Source organism: Meiothermus granaticius NBRC 107808 (assembly GCF_003574355.1).
Taxonomy (GTDB): domain Bacteria; phylum Deinococcota; class Deinococci; order Deinococcales; family Thermaceae; genus Meiothermus; species Meiothermus granaticius.
The window spans coordinates 1-18112 of the sequence record NZ_QWLB01000009.1 but is presented as its reverse complement, the minus strand read 5'-3'; the positions used below and the strand labels follow the sequence as shown (position 1 = coordinate 18112).

At 64.5% G+C, this 18112-nt stretch carries 20 protein-coding genes; 15 read left to right on the top strand and 5 right to left on the bottom strand.

All coding sequences use genetic code 11. From position 1 onward, the window contains the following. Positions 1–16: 16 nt before the first annotated feature. From Mgrana_RS04575 to Mgrana_RS04560, 4 genes are all read left to right on the top strand, one after another. A complete protein-coding gene (locus Mgrana_RS04575; RefSeq protein ID WP_119356429.1) occupies positions 17–1375 on the top strand; it encodes a BPL-N domain-containing protein in 1359 nt (452 codons plus the stop codon). After that, positions 1365–2567, top strand: a complete 1203-nt coding sequence (locus tag Mgrana_RS04570) for a dipeptidase (RefSeq protein WP_119356428.1) — start codon at positions 1365–1367, stop codon at positions 2565–2567. Before Mgrana_RS04575 ends, Mgrana_RS04570 begins: the two co-directional genes overlap by 11 nt. A 66-nt stretch (positions 2568–2633) precedes the next feature. Further along, positions 2634–3479 (top strand): alpha/beta fold hydrolase, encoded by an 846-nt coding sequence (locus Mgrana_RS04565; protein ID WP_119356427.1) that lies wholly within the window; start codon positions 2634–2636, stop codon positions 3477–3479. Continuing rightward, positions 3476–4666, top strand: coding sequence for a M24 family metallopeptidase (locus Mgrana_RS04560; RefSeq protein ID WP_119356426.1), 1191 nt, complete (start codon positions 3476–3478; stop codon positions 4664–4666). Before Mgrana_RS04565 ends, Mgrana_RS04560 begins: the two co-directional genes overlap by 4 nt. An 82-nt stretch (positions 4667–4748) precedes the next feature. Here Mgrana_RS04560 and Mgrana_RS04555 read toward each other — a convergent pair whose 3' ends face one another. Next, positions 4749–5522 (bottom strand): M90 family metallopeptidase, encoded by a 774-nt coding sequence (locus tag Mgrana_RS04555; RefSeq protein WP_119356425.1) that lies wholly within the window; start codon positions 5520–5522, stop codon positions 4749–4751. 90 nt (positions 5523–5612) lie between these two features. On the opposite strand from Mgrana_RS04555, the gene Mgrana_RS04550 reads away from it, so the two are divergent. The 8 genes from Mgrana_RS04550 to Mgrana_RS17295 all read left to right on the top strand — a co-directional run bounded on the left by Mgrana_RS04550 (position 5613) and on the right by Mgrana_RS17295 (position 13541). Next, positions 5613–6170, top strand: a complete 558-nt coding sequence (locus Mgrana_RS04550) for a hypothetical protein (protein ID WP_119356424.1) — start codon at positions 5613–5615, stop codon at positions 6168–6170. Between the two features lie 24 nt (positions 6171–6194). Beyond that, the gene (locus Mgrana_RS17045; protein WP_240631248.1) at positions 6195–6650 is read left to right on the top strand and encodes a PepSY domain-containing protein; all 456 of its coding nucleotides are present in this window, start codon (positions 6195–6197) and stop codon (positions 6648–6650) included. A 3-nt stretch (positions 6651–6653) separates the two neighbouring features. Continuing rightward, positions 6654–7310: a response regulator transcription factor gene (locus Mgrana_RS04540; protein WP_119356423.1), complete on the top strand. Its 657-nt coding sequence runs from the start codon at positions 6654–6656 to the stop codon at positions 7308–7310. Then, complete coding sequence (locus tag Mgrana_RS04535; protein ID WP_119356422.1) at positions 7307–8611, top strand: sensor histidine kinase; 1305 nt, start codon at positions 7307–7309, stop codon at positions 8609–8611. The genes Mgrana_RS04540 and Mgrana_RS04535 overlap by 4 nt, the downstream gene beginning before the upstream one ends. Before the next feature lie 385 nt (positions 8612–8996). Continuing rightward, positions 8997–9968 carry an ABC transporter substrate-binding protein gene (locus Mgrana_RS04525; protein WP_240631247.1) on the top strand — a complete coding sequence of 324 codons (972 nt, stop codon included), beginning with the start codon at positions 8997–8999 and terminating at the stop codon, positions 9966–9968. Between the two features lie 150 nt (positions 9969–10118). Further along, the gene (locus Mgrana_RS04520; RefSeq protein WP_119356419.1) at positions 10119–12341 is read left to right on the top strand and encodes an ABC transporter permease; all 2223 of its coding nucleotides are present in this window, start codon (positions 10119–10121) and stop codon (positions 12339–12341) included. A 7-nt stretch (positions 12342–12348) separates the two neighbouring features. Continuing rightward, positions 12349–13419 carry an ABC transporter ATP-binding protein gene (locus Mgrana_RS04515; protein WP_119356418.1) on the top strand — a complete coding sequence of 357 codons (1071 nt, stop codon included), beginning with the start codon at positions 12349–12351 and terminating at the stop codon, positions 13417–13419. Between the two features lie 29 nt (positions 13420–13448). After that, a complete protein-coding gene (locus tag Mgrana_RS17295; RefSeq protein WP_338067255.1) occupies positions 13449–13541 on the top strand; it encodes a magnesium chelatase subunit ChlI family protein in 93 nt (30 codons plus the stop codon). 15 nt (positions 13542–13556) lie between these two features. On the opposite strand, the gene Mgrana_RS04505 is transcribed toward Mgrana_RS17295, so the two are convergent. Together Mgrana_RS04505 and Mgrana_RS04500 are read right to left on the bottom strand one after the other, a co-directional pair. Continuing rightward, entirely contained in the window at positions 13557–13931 is a 375-nt protein-coding gene (locus Mgrana_RS04505) for a type II toxin-antitoxin system VapC family toxin (protein WP_240631246.1), read from the bottom strand. Then, positions 13928–14197: an AbrB/MazE/SpoVT family DNA-binding domain-containing protein gene (locus tag Mgrana_RS04500; RefSeq protein WP_119356417.1), complete on the bottom strand. Its 270-nt coding sequence runs from the start codon at positions 14195–14197 to the stop codon at positions 13928–13930. Before Mgrana_RS04500 ends, Mgrana_RS04505 begins: the two co-directional genes overlap by 4 nt. A gap of 260 nt (positions 14198–14457) precedes the next feature. On the opposite strand from Mgrana_RS04500, the gene rpmG reads away from it, so the two are divergent. Beyond that, positions 14458–14625 (top strand): 50S ribosomal protein L33, encoded by a 168-nt coding sequence (gene rpmG / locus Mgrana_RS04495; RefSeq protein ID WP_119356416.1) that lies wholly within the window; start codon positions 14458–14460, stop codon positions 14623–14625. Further along, a complete protein-coding gene (locus Mgrana_RS04490; protein WP_119356415.1) occupies positions 14622–15686 on the top strand; it encodes a CobW family GTP-binding protein in 1065 nt (354 codons plus the stop codon). The genes rpmG and Mgrana_RS04490 overlap by 4 nt, the downstream gene beginning before the upstream one ends. 104 nt (positions 15687–15790) lie before the next feature. Here the strand turns inward: Mgrana_RS04490 and Mgrana_RS16680 are convergent, their stop codons facing one another. Continuing rightward, positions 15791–16033, bottom strand: coding sequence for a hypothetical protein (locus Mgrana_RS16680; RefSeq protein ID WP_147021201.1), 243 nt, complete (start codon positions 16031–16033; stop codon positions 15791–15793). Between the two features lie 76 nt (positions 16034–16109). Then, positions 16110–17294 carry a trans-sulfuration enzyme family protein gene (locus Mgrana_RS04485; protein ID WP_119356414.1) on the bottom strand — a complete coding sequence of 395 codons (1185 nt, stop codon included), beginning with the start codon at positions 17292–17294 and terminating at the stop codon, positions 16110–16112. A gap of 116 nt (positions 17295–17410) precedes the next feature. Here Mgrana_RS04485 and Mgrana_RS04480 point away from each other — a divergent pair, with 116 nt between their 5' ends. Then, a complete protein-coding gene (locus Mgrana_RS04480) occupies positions 17411–17878 on the top strand; it encodes an Lrp/AsnC family transcriptional regulator (RefSeq protein WP_206075050.1) in 468 nt (155 codons plus the stop codon). Positions 17879–18112 lie beyond the last annotated feature (234 nt).

Sequence of the window (18112 nt, the reverse complement as noted above, 5' to 3'; positions counted from 1 at the left end):
CAGGAGGAATGAGACCATGACCGATTGGTGGGAACAGACCCTAACGAGGATCCGCCCCTACCTGGAGGGGTTGCGGGTAGCCCTCTATGCCTCCGGCGGGGCCCCCTCCCACCACCTGGCCCTGCTGGCCTTATGGGGGGGGCGGCCTCGAGTGATCCATGCCGAGGAGATTGTGGCCGGGGGGCTCGAGGGGCTAGACGCGGTGATCTTCCCCGGGGGCGGGCTCTTGGCCATGGCCGGCCAGCTCAACCCCCTGCAGGCCGAGGGGGTCGCTCAGGTCCGCCGCTGGGTTCACTCCGGAGGGACCTACATCGGCACCTGTGCGGGCTCCTGCCACCCCCTGAGGATGAGCGACCCCTACCGCACAGCCTTTCCCACCGCCGCGGGTTTTCAGATGTGTGAGGTGGCCCCGCTGAATGCGGCTGGGGGGGCGTGGGGCCTGGACTCCCCTGGAACGGGCCGGATATGGGTCCAAGCGGAGGACCTTCCCCTCTTTGAGGGCTTGGCCGGCCCCTTCGAGATCGTCCACTACAACGGCCCTCTCTTTCCACCGGCACCGGGAGCCGCGGGGAAGGTGCTGAAAGGGAGCCAGTTCTTCACCCCCTTCGAGGCCTCGCTGGTGGTTGGGGGAGCGAGGACCCTCGAGCGCTGTGTCGCCCAGGGTGCTCGGATCGCCTACCACCAACCGGTCGGCGCAGGCCAGGTCATCTTGTTTGGCGCTCATCCAGAGTTTGGGGCCAGCGCCCTGCAGCTGGGGTGGCTCCCGGCCTCGCGGTTGCTGGCCAATGCCCTCAAGCAGGTCCAACCGCGGGGGAAGGCGGACCCCTCAACCGGTGAGGTCAGCCCCGCTGCACTTTCGGAGGCCCGCCATGTCCTAACTGAGTTGCGCGAGACGCTCGAGCAGCTCACCCCGCGGGGTGAGCTGCTTCCCCCCAATACCCCACCGTTTCTGGGCTATAGCGGTCCAGCCCTATGGCGGGCGGTGCTGGAGGAGTCCGGGCAGGTGCTCGAGCGGATGCGGGCCTGGCTTGGGGAATGTCCCATTGGGGAGGGCTTTGTGGCCCCCTTTCTCCTGGACAGTGAGCCTCGACCCAACCAGGATTTTGGCTTTATGGGGGCCCGTCAACTGCTGGCCCGCGCGCTGCAGATGGCCCGCCAGGCCGGGGCTACCCGACCTGAAGAGTGGCCGGCGTTTAGCGGAGCCTACAACGAGTTTCTCCACCATCCCTATCATTTGGTGGCCAGCACCTACCTGAGCGCCGGCGGTCTGATCGCCGGGGCGGCCCTTCAGGCCACCGCTTTCGCCTCGGCAAACCGCTTGTCCCTGCCGAGGGTTGTGCCCCTCACCGCAACAGGAGCGAATTATGCAGAGTAAACGCTATGACGGATACAAGTCCTTTCAGTACCTCGAGCCCGGCCTTGACTACAAGCCCTTCAAGCTGGCCAAGGAGCTGAACCGGGTGCCGAGCCGGAGGGTAGAGCTCAGCCCGGAGCAGGAGGAGCGGGTTCGGCGGATCTTCCAGGAGCACCCCATCATCTCTTTGCACGACCACTGCTTCATAGCCCCCGAGAACCTCTCGGAGTTCTTCGAGTTCCGTCGCCAGGGGCGGGACTGGACCGGCTACGAAGGCCTGAGCGTGAGCGGTCTGGACTGCGTCTTCGACAACCTCATGAACGGCACCGCGATGATCACCTCTAGAGGGGGCTGGAAGTGGGATGACATCATCTACGACCTCGGCATGCGCCTTTCGGACATCGCCCACCAGGATATGGTGGTGCTGGCTACCCGCACCGAGGACATCCTGCGGGCCAAGCAAAACGGCCAGATCGCTTTCGTGGTCTCGCTCGAAGGGGCGGCCATGATCGAGAACGAGCTGGACCGCCTGGACATCCTCTACGGCCTGGGGGTGCGCTGCTTGGGGATCGCCTACAGCGAGGGCAACCAGCTCGGCGGGGGGTTGCGCGAGCCCAACGATGGGGGACTCACGGTGTTTGGTCGCAAGGCGGTCCAGCGGATGAACAAGCTGGGGATCGCCATCGACATCTCCCACTCCGGCGACCGCACCTCCATGGACACCATTGAGGTCAGCGAGAAGCCGGTCTTCATCACCCATGCGGGGGCCAGGGCCCTGTGGAACTCCAACCGCCTAAAGCCCGATGAGGTGATCCAAGCCTGCGCTGCCAAGGGCGGGGTTATCGGCATCGAGGCCGCGCCCCACACCACCATCACCCGCAAGACCCCCCGTCACTCCATCGAAAGCTTCATGGAGCACTTCGAGTACTGCGTGAACCTGGTGGGCATTGACCATGTCGCCTTCGGCCCGGACGTGCTCTTCGGCGATCACGTGGGCCTGCACCACACCCTCTCCGAGGCCCTCTCCATTGCCGCCAGCCGGGGCACCCTGGAGTATCCCCAGGTGGAGTGGGTAGATGGGCTGGAAAGCCCGGCTGAAGCCTTCCCCAACATCGTGCGTTGGCTGGTCAAGCACGGCTATAGCGACAGCGACATCGCCAAGGTGGTGGGGGGCAACATCCTGCGGGTGCTCCAGGAGGTCTGGTACAAGTAGGGAGTATCCGCAGCCGCCCATCTAGAGAAACGAAGATAAAGCCGGGCAGATGCCCAAGGAGCCGCAATGCCAACGATCGAAGTCAATGGGGTCAAGCTGGTCTATGAGGACTCGGGGGGCGACAAGACCCCCTTTGTAACCCTCCACGGTGGGCCGGGGATGGGTAGCCGCAAGGGGGATTGGGCTGCATTTCAACCCCTCACCGATACCTTTCGCCTAATCAGCTACGACCAGCGGGGCAACGGCGAGTCGGAGGGTCGGGAGCCGTACTCCCACGAGCAGTTCGTGGCGGACCTCGAGGGGCTGCGGCAGGCTCTAGGGTTGGGAAAAATCGTGCTGCTGGGAGGCTCCTATGGCGGCTTTATCGCCCTGGAGTACGCCCTGCGCCACCCGGAGCAGCTCCACGCCCTCATCCTGCGCGATACCGCAGCCAGCCATAAGTACCAGCACACCTCCAAGCAGCGGGCATTATCGAGCGGCTTCCCTATGGATTTGGAGCGCCTGGACCGCCTCTTTAATGGGCAGATGACCTCGGACGAGGATTTCCGCCAGAGCTTTGCCATGATCCAGCCGCTCTACACCGTCCAACGCGACCCTGCGGAGGAGGCCCGGCGGCTGGCCGCGATCCCCTTTCGCTACCAGACCCACAACTGGGCCTTTAGCCGCAACCAGCCTCACTACGACCTTACCGGACGCCTGGGCGAGGTCAGGGTCCCGGCGTTGGTCACGGTGGGTCGGCACGACTGGATTACCCCGCTCGAGGCCAGCCAGGAGCTGCACCGGCTCCTTCCCAACAGCGAGCTGGTGGTCTTTGAAGAGAGCGGCCACTCACCGCAGATCGAGGAGCGGGAGAGATACCTTCAGACGGTGCGGGACTTCCTGAGGCGTCACCTCGTCCCGGAGCGCCCATGATCGGCCCCATCCCCCCCAGCGAGCGGGCCCAGCGAGCCCGGCAAGCCTTCGAGTTCGCCGGGCCTGACCTCAGGGGCTTGGTGCTCTTTGACGACCAGTTCATCCAGTATTACTCGGGCTTCGTCTTCATCCCCACCGAACGGCCCGTGGCCCTCATCATCACCCGCGAGGGCCAGCGGGTGCTCTTTGTGCCCCGCCTCGAGCACGAGCACGCCCGCGAGACCGGCCAAGCCGAAGAGGTGTGCTCGTACCCCGAGTTTCCGGGCGAGCGTCACCCCCTCCAGCTCCTGCACGAGCACCTGCAGCGCTTGGGCCTAGCGCCCGGCCCCGTGGGGGTGGATCACGATGGCTACCCTCCGGTCATGGGCTACTCCGGCCCCGCCCTCAGCGAGGGGGTATCGGTGCGGCGGGTCTCCACCGCACTCGACCACCAGATGGCCCTGAAATCCCCGCACGAGCTCTCCCTCATCCGGGAGAGTGCCCGCTGGGCTGCGCACGCCCACCGCTTGCTGCAGCGCTACACCCGCCCTGGGCTCACCGAGGGAGAGGTCGAGGCGCGGGCCACCCGTGAGGCCACCCAGGCCATGCAGGCGGCGTTGGGGCCGGGATTTCGAAGCCATAACCGCTGGATTAACGGGGCGGTGGCCCTCTACCGTGGCCAGATCGGGCCCAACAGCGCCCTGCCACACGCCATCAACATCAACGCGGCCTTTCAGCCTGGGGACAACCTGGTCACCGGGGCCAGTGCCGGGGTGTGGGGCTATTTGAGCGAACTGGAGCGCACCATGTTTCTCGGCGAACCCACTCCAGAGCAGCGCCGCTATTTCCAGCACATGCTGGCACTGCAGGACCTGGCGCTGGAGCACCTGGGCCCCGGGCGAACCTGCGCCGGGGTTGACCGGGCCGTGCGGGCCTACTGTGAGCGGGAGGACCTGACCGAGCACTGGCGGCACCACGTGGGCCATAGCCTGGGGCAGCGCATTCACGAGAGCCCCTTCCTAGACATCGGGGAGACCGCCGTGCTCGAGCCCGGAATGGTGCTGAGCGTCGAGCCCGGCCTCTATGTGCCGGGCCTGGGGGGCTTCCGCCACTCGGACACGGTGCTCATCACCGCACAGGGGGTCGAGTGGCTCACCAACTATCCACGCGCACTCGATGCGCTCGTGATCCCCATCGAGGAGGCCTAAACCTCCTCCAGGTCGCGCAGGTAAGGGATAGCCCAACACGGGCAGGTTGGGGGTTTGCAAAAGCCCCCGCCACTCAAGGACCCTATCGCCAGGCCAGTGGGTCGAGCCGATAAAAGTCCTTCAGCTGCGCGTACACCTGGGGGTGCTGAGCCAGAAGCGCTTGGGGGCGCTCGAAAAAAGTCTCGCTGGCCACCGCAAAAAACTCCGCCGGGTTGGTGGCCCCGTAGGTGTCGAGCACCTCTTTGGAAAAGGAAGGATGGGCCTTTTCCTGGGACAGCTGCTCAAAGGCCTGCCGCATCACGCTGGCCCAGGTGGCGTAGACCCCCCTCGAGCCCCGCAGGCGGGGAACCCCATCGGCGGCCCCGTTCTCTTCGTCGATCTGGTGGGCAAACTCGTGCAGCACCACGCTGTGCGCCCCGGCCAGGGCCCGCGCCCCTTTGAGGGCATCGTCCCAGGAAAGCACCACGTTGCCCCAGCCCCAGGACTCCCCCAGCCGAACCAACTCGCCCTTGGCCAGCACACCCCCCGGCAAAGCCCGCGTCACCGTGGACACAAAAGCGCCGGGGTAGACCAGAACCCGGTTGCAGTGCGGGAAGCCGTCGCTGGCCCCGCCCAGCAGGAGCAAACAGGCTTCTGCGGCGATGGTCACCCGAATTTCATCGGTGATCTCCAGGCCCCCGCACCCTTCAAAGGGCTTCTCGTGCAGAAACACCTGCACGTGGCCCTGCAAGGCCTGCTGCTCCAGGGGGCTCAGGTGGTGGTAATGCGCCACGTTGCGCTCCAGAATTGGCACCCACTCCGCCGGGAAAGGTTGCCGGCGCAGGTGCTCTCGCTGCCACTCCTTGAGGCTGAACATACCTGCATTGTACCGGAGGATTGCCCTCAACCTCCTTCCCACATTGGCCTGCTACCCTGCGCTCGGCCTAAGGCCAAAGGAGAACCGAACATGAAACAGCTACTGTGGATGCCCCTGGTCTTGGGTCTGGCCCTGGCTCAGACCCCACCCCCCACCCCGACCCAGAGCCCTACCCAGCAGCGTCTGGTGCAGCAGGCCACCCAGGGGGTCGCCAAGGCCCAGGCCACCAAGAGCTATCTGGAGGGCCTTCGCCTGAGCAACATCCCGGCCTGGCTTTCGCAGGGGGATGCGCTTTTGACCCAGGCCCAGAGCGACCTGCAGGCCCAACGGTACTTCGCCGCCAGGGAGCGGGCCGACGCGGCCAAAAAGGTTTACCAGGCCACGCTCCTCCTCAACGGACAAACCTATGGCCGCTCCAAGAGGGAGCCTTCCACCCCTGACCGCAGCGCCAAGCAGGCCTACCAGGCCCAGCGGGCCCAGCAGAGAGTCCAGCGCCTCGAGGCCGAGCTGGCCTACTACCGCAACAACAACCCCGCCGTCCGCAACCTGCTCAGTGCGGCCAAAGGGTTTCAGACCAGCCAACCCGAGGTTGCCCGCATGCTGGCGGAGGCCGGGCTGGATATCATCAAGGCCGACCGGGGGTTCTGAGAACCCCTGGGCTAAACTGGACGCATGCCCTCACTCGCAGCACTCCTCCTGCTCGGGGCCGTGCTGGCCCAGCCCCTCCCCTCCACCCTACTGGAGGGGAGGATTGGCCTCGAGCAGGCCGTGCTGCTGGCCCAGCGCTACCTGAGCCTGCCCCTGGAGCCCTACAAAGCCGAGTTCAAGCGAAAGCCCAGGGAGGCCCTACAGGTATGGGAGATCCGCCTGGGCGGGTTTGAGGTCTGGGTGGATACGCAGAACGGACAGGTGACCTACCTGCGGGCCCGCCCCGCCCCCCCCCACACCCGGCAGCCCCACCTGCCCTTCCGCCGGGCCCTGGCCCTGGCCCAAAGCCTGGTGCCTTCGCTGGAGGAGCTCGAGCTCAAACTCAAAGAGGGCCGCCTGATCTGGGAGGTCAAGGGGGCCGGACAAGAGGTCTGGCTGGACGCCCGGACCGGGCAGGTGCTGCGGATCATGAACCGTTGAGCCATGCGAATTCTGCTGCTGGAGGACAACCCCCGCCTGGCCGCTCTGGTGCAGGAGGTGCTAACAACCCAGGGCTGGGCGGTGGATACGGCCACCCTGGCCCAGGAGGCCTGGGGCCTGCTGGAGGGCTTTCCCTACGACCTGCTGGTGCTCGACCTGGGCCTGCCCGATGGGGACGGGCTGGCCCTGCTGCAGCGGCTGCGCGGGGCGGGCCGGAAGCTCCCGGTGCTGATCCTCACCGCGCGGGATGCCCCCGAAGCCCGCATCGCCGGCCTCGAGGCCGGTGCCGACGATTATGTGGTCAAGCCTTTCCATACCGGGGAGCTGCTGGCGCGGGTGCGGGCCCTGCTGCGCCGCTCCAAGGGGGAGGCCCGCAACCGGCTGGGGGTGGGGCGGCTCGAGCTCGACCTCGAGCTGCGCCGGGCCTGGTGGGAGGGCCGACCGGTGCCGCTTTCCGGGCGGGAGTTCGCCCTACTGGAGTTTCTGGCCCTACACCCGGAGGGGTACTACCCCCGGGAAGTGCTGCTGGAAAAGTGCTGGCCCGGCGAGGCCAGCATCGAACCGCGCACGGTGGACACCTATGTGCGCTACCTGCGGCGCAAGCTGGCCGACGATGCCATCGAGACCGTACGCAACCTGGGGTATCGTTTTCGGGGATGAGCCTCCGCCTGCGCCTGACCCTGTTCTCGGCTCTGCTGGTGGGCCTGGTGGTGGGGGCTGCGGGGCTCTGGCTGCGCGTCGGGTTGGAGCAGCGCCTTCTGGCCGGGCTGGACCGCGAGTTGAGCAGGGCCCTGAGCCTGGCCCGCCCCCTGGTGGGCCGAGACCCGCTGGAGGGGGACGTGCGCCTGCTGCCCGACCAGAGCCTGGAGGTGCTCCCCCGGCTGCTGCCCGAGCTGACCCTGATCCTGACCGGCTCAGGCGGCGTGCAGGACGCGCTGGGCCGCCTGCCCGAGCCCAGCCTGTTGCGCCGCCTGGCCCAGGCCCGCGAGGGATACTTCACCCTCGAGGGGCACCGGCTGCTGGGCGCCCCGGTAGGGCCCGGACTCTACCTGCTGGCCGCCCTGCCGCTCACCTCGGTGAACGAGGCCCTGCGCTCGCTGGATTCCCTGCTGTGGCTGCTGCTGCCCGGCGCGGTGCTGCTGGCCTTTGGGCTGGGCTATCTCCTGAACACCCGGGCCCTGGCCCCCGCCGACCGCCTGACCCGTTCGGCCCTGCGCCTGGCCGAGCAGCACAACTGGCAGGCCCGGCTACCCGAACCCAAAAGCCACGACGAGCTGTGGCGGCTCTCCCGGGCGGTCAACCGGCTGCTGGAAGCCCTGCAGACCGTAATCGAGCGGGAGCGCCGCTTCAGCCAGGACGCTTCCCACGCCCTGCGTACCCCCCTGACGGTGCTGCTGGGGCGGCTCGAGCAGATGCCACCGAGCCCCCCCGTGCAGGAGGCCCGCCGGGGGGCGGAGGACCTGCGCGAGCTGGTGGAGAAGCTCCTGCTGCTTTCGCGGGCCGAGGCCGGGGGCTTGCGCCCGGAGCCCCTCGAGCTCGACGCCCTGGCCTTTGACAGCGCCGAGGGGCTGCGTCCCCTCTTTGAGCGCAAAGGGCTGGCCCTGACCCTCGAGCTGCCCCCCGAACCCCTCCGGGTACAGGCCGACCCCACCGCTTTGAGAGCCGCCCTGCAGGCCCTTCTGGAGAACGCCCTCAAGTTCACCCCCGCAGGCCGGGTGGGGGTGCGGGTCTGGCGCGAGGGGAGCTTGGGTTGCCTCGAGGTCTGGGACACCGGGCCCGGTGTGCAAGGGCCAACCGAAGGGCTCTTCGAGCGCTTCCGTCAGGGCCCTCATGCGAGCGAGGGGAGCGGTCTGGGGCTGGCCCTGGTGGCGGCGGTAGTGCGCTGGCACGGGGGGCGGGTCTGGGCGCAAAACCGGGCGGAGGGCGGGGCCCGGGTGGGGTTTGCCCTGCCTTTGGGGTGATGCCGGTTACTGGGGCTCAGCACCAGGAGGGGCAGATCTGTCCGGCCCATCATGGGCCCAAAGTGACGCAGGTCACCGGTGAGCAGCACCTGAGCTTGGGCTTGCAGGGCCGCCTCGAGCACCGGGCGGTCCTTCTCAGGAAGGGCCTTGAAGTATGCCTTCAGAGGCTCTTTGTCCAGAGAATCCGGAGCTTCTCGGGGCTCTGGAACCAGGTGTACCCAGCGCATCAGCCGGGCTAGATGGGGAGAAGCCTTGGACGGTTCGCGCTCGAGGTTGAATCTTGACATTTCTCTGACAAGCCATATGATTCAGCCGAGGAGGCTCAAATATGGCTATATGGAAGCGGAATGTCCGCTGGTGGGTTCTTGTAGCTCTGCTCCTGACGATGAGCACGGGCTTGGCCCAACAGCGCGTAGTCAACGTGATTTGTAGCGTCACCCAGAACTGGTGTGAGGCCCTGGGCCCGGCCTTCAAGCAGGCTACCGGCATTGATGTGCGTATCGTCAGCGTTTCCACCAACGAGGCCCTAGCCCGCCTGCGGGCCGAACAGGCCAACCCCACTTTTGATGTGTGGTTTGGTGGCACCGGCGATCCCCACTACGAAGCCTTCAAAGATGCCATTACCGAGTGGTACCGCGTCAAGGCCTACAACGACCTTTCACCGGTTATGAAGGCCGCCATCGGTACTACTTACATCCCCCTCTATCAGGGGATTTTAGGTTTTGGCATCAATCCCAAGGTCTTGCAAGACCGGGGTGCACCCATCCCCCGCTGCTGGAAAGACCTGGCCAACCCGGCCTACCGTGGACTGATCCAGGTTTCCAACCCCAACACCTCAGGTACGGCTTATACCCAGATCGCCACCTTGGTCCAGATCTTTGGCGAGGATGAGGCTTTCAATCTGATGAAAAGCTACCACCGCAACGTGGCCGAGTACACCCGTTCGGGGGTGGCCCCACGCATCGCCCTTGGGCGGGGCGAGATTGGCATCGGGATTCAGTTCATGCACGATCTGGTGGAGTTCAAGAAGCAGGGCTTCCCCATCGAGATTGTGGCCCCTTGCGAAGGCACCGGCTATGAGATCGGCGGCCTGAGCCTGGTGCGCGGGGCCAAGAACAAGGCCAACGGTCAGGCTTTCATGGACTGGGCGGTCTCGCCTGCGGGCCAGCAGGTGGGCTTCCAGGCAGGCATTTTCTCACTGCCGTCCAACACCAAGACCCCCCTCATTGAGGGCATCCCCGACCCCAAGGACTTCAAGCTGATCAACTACGATGCTAAGAAGTTTGGCAACCCCGATCTGCGCCAGCGGTTGATTGCCCGGTGGACTCGAGAAGTCTTCCCCCTGCCACGCCGCTAGTGCGCGCGCGGAAGGGCTACCAAGAAATGTAGTCCTTGTATCGGCCTAGGTGGATCAATCCCTATTGGGGCCTGGAAGTTCAAAGACATTCGCTGCAGAACTCGAGCCGATTCCAAGGGTAGGCTCGGGTTCTTGATGAGGGGAGTTCATATGGCGGTAATTGGAAGAACGAGCCTCAAGGGCATTGCCAGTGGACGCTCACCGGCCTGGATGGCCGGCCTGGTGGCCTTGATTAGCTTGCTGGTGCTGCCTTGGGGGCGCACCGACCGCAACCTGCTCGAGTTCGATAGCAGGCTGCTGGTGCTGAACCAAGCGCCCTGGCTGGGGGGGCTGCTACTGGCGGTGGTGGTGGTGCTGACCCTTTCGAGCCTGCTGCACCTGCCCCTGGTGCAGCGCGGCTACGCCCTGGCGGGGCTGGGGGGTGCGGGGTTCCTGGCTGGGGTGGGCTGGCTGGTCGCCACTTCGGTGCCCTTTGGGGTGGGTGCTTTCATTGCATTGACTGCCCTGCTGGTGATGGTCGGCATCGGGCTGAGCGAGTCGGGCATCATCCAGAACGACCCCTTTGTGACCAGCAGCATCCTGCTCACAAGCCTCTTCGTGCTGCTGTTCATCGTCTACCCGCTCTTTACCGTGTTGCGCGAGTCGGTGCTGGTCAAAGGGGTCTTCACCCTGAACAAGATTCAGAGTGTCCTGACCTCGCCCCTCTTCATCAGCATCGAAAACCCCTACACCGACCACTCCGAACAACTGCTGGTGAACCTGACAACCCTGGCATTGGGCCTCCTGGGCGCCGGGCTGGCGGCTCGAGGGGGCTTTCGCTGGCCTCGAGTGCTCACCGGGCTGGGCGTGGGTTTGCTGCTGGGCTGGATTGTTGGAGCGGGGATTTTTGGCGGCGGGGCATTCCCCACCAGCCTTTACCTGGCCTTGATCGTGGCCCCCATCACCACTGCCCTGGGGCTGGTGTTTGCGCTTCTGGAGCAGCGCTCGAGGGCGGCCTGGGTACGCCGCAGTCTGGCGGTGGTAAGCCTGCTGCCCCTGATCACACCCCCATTCGTGTTTGCCTTCGCGCTCACCTACTGGCTGGGACGCAGCGGCATCATCACCAGTGACCTGCTGGGCCTCAAAACCAGCTTTCTGTTTGGTATCAACGGGGTGGCCATTGCCCAGGTCTTTGCTTTCACGCCGGTGGCGTTTTTGATTCTGCGGGGCTCGGTGCAGGGGCTTAATGCCTCCCTGGAGGAGGCCTCGGCCACCCTGCGGGCCCACCCCTGGCACACCTTCCGCGACATCACCTGGCCGCTCCTGCGCCCTGGGCTGGCAGCGGCTTTCCTGCTCACCATCATCGAGTCGCTGGCCGACTTCGGAAACCCCATGCTGCTGGGTGGTGACCGCAACTTTCTAGCTACCGAGGTCTTCCTGGCCCTGACCGGGCGCTACGATCCCAACGAGGCCGCCGTCTATGGCGTGGTGCTGCTCTGTCTGGTGCTGACTATTTTTGGCTTGCAGCGGCTCTGGCTGGGCAACACCTCGTTTGTCACGGTCACCGGTAAGCCGGGGGCGGGCAACTTTTCGCCCTTGCCGGTCTGGCTCGAGCGCACCCTGCAAACCATCCTGGCCCTGTGGGGGTTGGCGGTGGTGCTGCTGTACTTCTCGATTTTCTATGGCTCTTTTGTGCAGATCTGGGGCATCAACAATAGCTTTACCTTCAAACATTACGTAGACCTGACCAACCTGGGCCTGCCGGTGCTGCTCAAGACTGCCCAACTGGCCTTTATCAGCGCCATCATCGCTACCCTGGTGGGTTTCTTGATTGCCTACCTGGTCTCGAGGCAGCAGTTCTGGGGACGGGGGCTGTTGGAGGTCGGTTCGATGCTCTCCTTTGCCACCCCCGGCACCGTGATGGGGGTGGCCTACATCCTGGCCTTCAACACCGGCCCCTGGCTACTCACCGGTACCGGTATCATCATCGTGCTCGCGCTGGTCTTTCGTAATATGCCGGCGGCGGTGCGGGGGGTCATCTCGGGTCTTTCGCAGATTGACAAGAGCCTCGAGGAAGCCTCCACCCTGCTACGGGCCCCCTCCAGCACCACCCTGCGCCGGGTGTTGATCCCCCTGCTCATACCGCAGCTTCTGGCCGGGATGGTCTTTGCGTTTGTGCGCGGCATGACCGCCATCAGCCAGATTATTTTCCTGATCAGCCCCGGCAATACCCTCGCTACCGTGCTGATGCTGCGCTGGATCGAGCAGGGCGACCTGGGGCGGGGTGCGGCCATGGCTACGGTGATGATTCTGGGGCTGCTCACGGTCATTTTGATTCTGTTTGCCGTCTCGCGGCGGCTGGGGCGCGGCACCTCGCTGGAAGCCGCAGTGTGAGGTAACCATGCAACAAGCAGTTTCGGCAAACCTAACCGGAAGCCCACAGGCGGTATCGGTCAAGCTCGAGGGCATCGTCAAAAAATTTGGCAAGGTCACGGCGGTCGAAAAGGTGGATCTGGAGCTACCGGCGGGGAAGCTCATCACCCTGCTGGGCCCTTCGGGCTGCGGCAAAACCACTATCCTGCGGATGGTAGCCGGCCTCGAGCGCCCCACCGAAGGGCGGATTCTCTTTGGCGGGGAAGACGTGACCCGGCTACCGGCGTACCTGCGCGACATCACCATGATGTTCCAGAGCTACGCCCTGTTCCCCCACATGAACGTGTATCACAACATCGCCTATGGCCTCGAGGTGACCCGCCGCCCCAAGGGGGAAATTCGTGAACGGGTAGCCGAGGTGATGCATCAGGTGGGCCTGAGTGGCCTCGAGGAACGCCCGGTGGCCGCCCTCTCGGGAGGGCAGCAGCAGCGCGTGGCCCTGGCCCGCTCGCTGGTGATGCAGCCGCGAGTGCTGCTCTTCGACGAACCGCTCTCCAACCTCGATGCCAAGCTACGCAAACGGGTGCGCGAGGAAATCCGCGACCTGCAGCAGGAGCTGGGCATCACCTCGCTCTACGTGACCCACGACCAGGAAGAGGCCATGGCCATCTCCGACCTGGTGGTGCTGATGAACAAGGGAGTCATCGAGCAGCAGGGCGACCCCCGCACCCTCTATACCAGGCCCATTAGCCGCTTCGCGGCCGACTTCATCGGGCGGGCCAATTTCTTCGAAGGGCAGTACCACGGGGGCTATGTGGAGGTGGCCGGCTACCGCCAGCCCTACCAGCAACAGGGCATCTCGGGCAAAGTGACCGTCATGGTGCGCCCCGAGGCCCTGCGGGTATACCCCAGTGGCGACGGCCTGGACGGCACCATGCACCTGGTCTCTTTTCTGGGTTCCTCCACCGAATTTAGCCTGGATACCCCGGTGGGGCGGCTCGAGGGGGTAGTGGCCGGCGACGCCCCAGAGCTCCCCGGCCGTGGCGAGAGGGTCAAGGTTCAGTTCGCGCCCCAGGGAATGTTCCTGCTGCCCGCCTGAATGCCCGCAGCTACGACCGCATCCTGCGGGTGGCGTGTACCATCGCCGATTTGGCAAAGGCAGAGAACATCCAGAAGGCGCACCTGGCCGAGGCATTGACGTATCTAAGGAATCTGCCCTAACACACGACCCGCACCTCAACCCCTGCGTCCAGGTTGATCCAGGCGCTGTCGGTGGTGAGGCAATCCCAGCCGCTGGGCCAACGCCAGACAGACTCGATCCCCCAGGGATAGCCCCTGGGTTTTGGTCAGGGGTCGTAGCGCGGCCACCCGCAGGACGTCCTCGGGGCCGAAGGGCACCACCTCCAGTACACCCCCCAGCAAACCCTGGCGCACCAGGGCCTGCTCGAGCAGGTGCGCATCCTGGCCCCACTCGGTCACCTTGCTGTAGACCTCGGCCAGATTGACGGCGCTGATAAATCCGCCCCTGACCATCTGCTCCGCCACGGCCTCGGCCCCCGCCTCCTGGTTGAGGTAGGCCAGCAAGGCCGAGGCATCCAGCACCACGCTCATTCCTGCTGGGCCTCCCTGCGCCTTTCCTGGATCAGCTCTTGAGCCAGGGTTTTCCCCCTCAGGACGGGATAGAGGCGCTGCAAGAGACCCTTGTTCCCCAGCACAACCTCCTGCGCCTTGACCAACTCGATCACCCCATCGTCCCGTAGCCGTAACAGCAGACGATCCCCCTCCTGCAGCCGCAGAGCCCTGCGTACCCCGGCGGGTAGCACCAGACGGCCCTTGACCCCAAGCTGTACGGCCTGCTGAACCACAGAGTGTTTCATACTTCGAATGTACCGCACTTCAAAACGTTCCACTCTCCCTAAATACAGCCACATAACACAAACCTTGGCTGGACCCATCTTCGGATTGAGAGTAGCAAGGGCTGCCGTGCCTATCCTTCGCCTCGAGCCCCGACTCAGGGAGGCTGCTTTCCATACTTCCTCTCCATGGACACCCTAGGGTGCTTGGCAGGCGCTTCAGCAGGGCCAGAAGAGCCCCTCTTGACAGCTCAGTTATTGATAATGCATTATCAATACTCGCTATGCCCAAACAAGGCCCACGCATCCTGATTCGAATGGTCTCCACCACCGGAACCGGCACCTCCTTCGTGACCTCGAAGAATCGCCTGAACACCCCCGAGAGGCTAACCCTGCGAAAGTACGACCCCAAAGTGCGCCAACATGTGCTTTTTAAGGAGCAGAAGCTATGAAAGCGCCCATTCCAACCTCGGTGCTGGTGGGGTTTCTGGGGGCGGGCAAGACCACCCTGGTCAACCACCTGCTCTCGGCCCAGCACGGCAAAAAGATCGCGGTGGTGGTGAACGAGTTCGGCGCGGTGAACGTAGACGCCCGGCTGGTGCGCCACACCACCGAGAAGATGATCGAGATGTCCAACGGCTGCATCTGCTGCACCCTGCGGGAAGACCTGCTCCATGAGCTGCGCTCGCTCTCGGAGCTGGACCTGGACTACATCCTCATCGAGTCCACCGGGATCGGGGAGCCCCTGCCCATCGCCCAGACCTTCCACATGGCCGATCTGCCGGAGCGGGTGCGGCTGGATAGCATCATCACCGTGGTGGACGCAGAAAACTTCTGGGAGACCTGGCAGAGCAGCCGGGAGGTGGAGGACGAGGAGGGCAATCCGGTCACGGAGCCCCTGGCCCCCCTGCTGGCGGATCAGCTCGAGTTCACCTCCATCGTGCTCCTGAACAAGGCCGACCGGGTGGGTGAGGCCGAGTTGCAAAAGCTGGAGTCCTTTGTGCGGGAGCTCAACCCTACCGCCCAGATCCACCGCACGGTTCAGGGCCAGATTGCGCCGGAGCAAATCCTGGGCACCGGGCTTTACGACTACGCCACCGGCCAGGCCCACCCCGACTGGGAGGCCGAGTGGGACAAGCCCAGTTCAGAAGTTGAAGAATACGGCTTCGAGAGCTTTGTGTTCAGGAGCGAACAGGGTTTTGAGGCCCAGGCCTTCGAGGCCTTCTTGCACGGCTGGCCCAAAGGGGTGGTGCGGGCCAAGGGCTGGGTGAAGTTCGTAAACCACGTGCCGATCGTGCTCTCCCAGGCCGGGAAGCAGATCGTGCTCGAGCCCATGATGGAACCCTTGCATGAACGTGAGCTGTTGACCCTGTCCAAGGCCGAGCAGGAGCGCTACCGGGCCCAGCTCGAGGCCCTCAACCAGGACCCCACCGAGCTGGTGTTCATCGGGCAGGGGCTCTCCAGGCAGCAGGCCGAGATCGAGCAAAGGCTCATGGCCTGTATTCCGGCTTAGGTTCCCTCATGGCTTTCCCCTCGTCCCTGTAGGGTCGGGGGGAGTGGGGTTATTTTGTGAAATAAAACACTATAATCAACGCTCGTGATGAATTTCTTTGCAATTTAGAGGCTATCAGAAAAAGAAGGCTTCCCTCGAGTAGTTCCACGGGCCAGGGCGATCTCCCGTGCCCCATTGATAACGTCAGACCAAATGCCTTGTAACAACCAAACTTGATCAGGAGAATACCCTTCGAAAAAGCCTGAATCCCGGCGCACCTCGGCAATTACAGCTTCACGCTCCTCAAGGCTCTCTGACAAGGCAGCCTGCGTCAGGAAAGAACGGGCTTGTTCGAACGTGCGTTTCACAGCAACCCCCTGAAGGCGAGAAAACGGCGCATCTGTGTCGCCCAGGGCCCGGTAGCGCTGATAAGGTGCGCTCAGCCTAACGCCGGGCCAACAAGGTTTGCATGACATGCTCCAAGGCCTGCTCGAGGTCGGCAATCAGGTCTTCGGGGTCTTCGATGCCCACCGAGAGCCGCACCAGGCTGTCGCTCACGCCGTGGGCCGCCCGAACCTCAGGCGGCAGAAGCTGGTGGGTGGTGGAGGCCGGGTGGGTGGCCAGCGACTCCACATCGCCCAGGCTGACCGCCTGGGTAAAGAGCTTCAGGCTATCCAGGAAGAGGGCCGCGGCCTGTTTGGACTCGAGTTCGATGGAGACCAGCCCCCCAAAGCCCTGCATCTGCCGCCGGGCAGTCTCGTGCCCGGGGTGGGAGGGCAGGCCGGGGTAGTAGACCCGCCGGACGGCGGGGTGCTGGGAGAGGTATTCGGCCACCTGGGCTGCACCTGCACAGTGGGCCTCCATCCGCAGGGGCAGGGTCTTGAGGCCCCGCAGCATCAGGTAACCTTCGAAGGCCCCCAGGGTGCCGCCGATGTGCCGCAGCCCCTCGGCCCGCACCGCCTCCATGACCTCCCTGGGGCCCGCCAGCACCCCTGCCAGACAGTCGCCGTGCCCGCCCAGGTATTTGGTGGCCGAGTGCAGCACCAGGTCAATGCCGTGCTCCAGGGGCCGGGTCAGGTAGGGCGTGGCGAAGGTGTTGTCCACCACCGTCCGCACGCCTCTTGCGCGGGCAATCTGGGCCACCGCCGAAAGGTCGTGGATGCGCAGGGTGGGGTTGGTGGGGGTCTCGAGGTAGACCAGCCTGGTTGCCGGTGTGAGGGCCTGGGGCAGGTTCTCCACGCTACCCGCGTCGGTCACGCGCACCCCAAACTTGGTCAGGGTCTCCAGAAAATAGCCCTCGGTGCCCCCGTAGAGCGGGGCCAGATACACCACTTCGTCGCCGGGGGCCAGCAAGGTGGTACACAGGGCGCTGATGGCGGCCATCCCGCTGGCAAAGGCCACCGCGTCCTCGGCCCCCTCGAGGCTGGCCAGTTTTTCCTCAAAGGCCCGCACGGTGGGGTTGCCGATGCGCCCATAGATGTAGCCGGACTCCTCCCCGGCAAAAAGCCGCTCCCCCCTGGCAAACGAGCCATAGGCAAAGGTGGAGGTGCTATAGATAGGCACCACATGGGCACCGGTCAGGGGGTCGGGGTGGTGTCCGGCATGGACGGCACGGGTTCGAATTTTCATAGACGACCTCAGGTGACAAGATAGCACCCTAACCCCGGCAGGGGGGTGCAATAACGCCCGTCTCGAACTCTAATAAAGCCATTCCATTTCATCAATAGATAAAATGATGCAATCCTATGGCATCCATTGAACTGGACAAAAAGGATCGCAAAATCCTGGGCATCCTGCAGCGCCGGGGTAACATCCCCAACAACGAGCTGGCCGAGCTGGTCAACCTCTCCCCCTCGACCTGCCTGCGCCGGGTCCGGCGGCTGGAGGAGCTGGGGGTGATTCGCGGCTATGTGGCCCTGCTGGACGCAGAAAAGGTGGGGCGCAGTCTGTGTGTGTTTGTGCGGGTCAAGCTCGACCACAAGAGCCGGGCCGATGTGGAGCGCTTCGAGCAGGAGGTGCTCAAGTACCCCGAGGTCACCGAGTGCCATGTGGTGATGGGCGAGGACGACTTTCTGCTTAAAATTATGGTGGCCGACCTGAACGACTTTCAAAAATTCTTGTTGGATCACCTTACCGCCATTCCGGGCCTGAGCACGGTAATCTCCTCGGCGGTGCTGCGGCAAGTCAAGAGCACCACTGAGCTGCTGGTGTGAAGGCGGAACCAGGCTTTTGTCATTGGCATGGACATCGTCATTGCAACCCCTCACCCGGCGGCACCGGGTTGCTGTTAAAACAGTTTGGGGCTGTCCCAGATAACTAAACAAGTAGTCCAAGAATAGGGCTCACCAGTGGAGTAGAACGCGGATGCAGATGAGGAGGAAGGCGAAGACCATCAGTCCCCGGTAGTTATCGGCTTTGCGTTCGTAGCGTACGACCAGGGCGCGGTA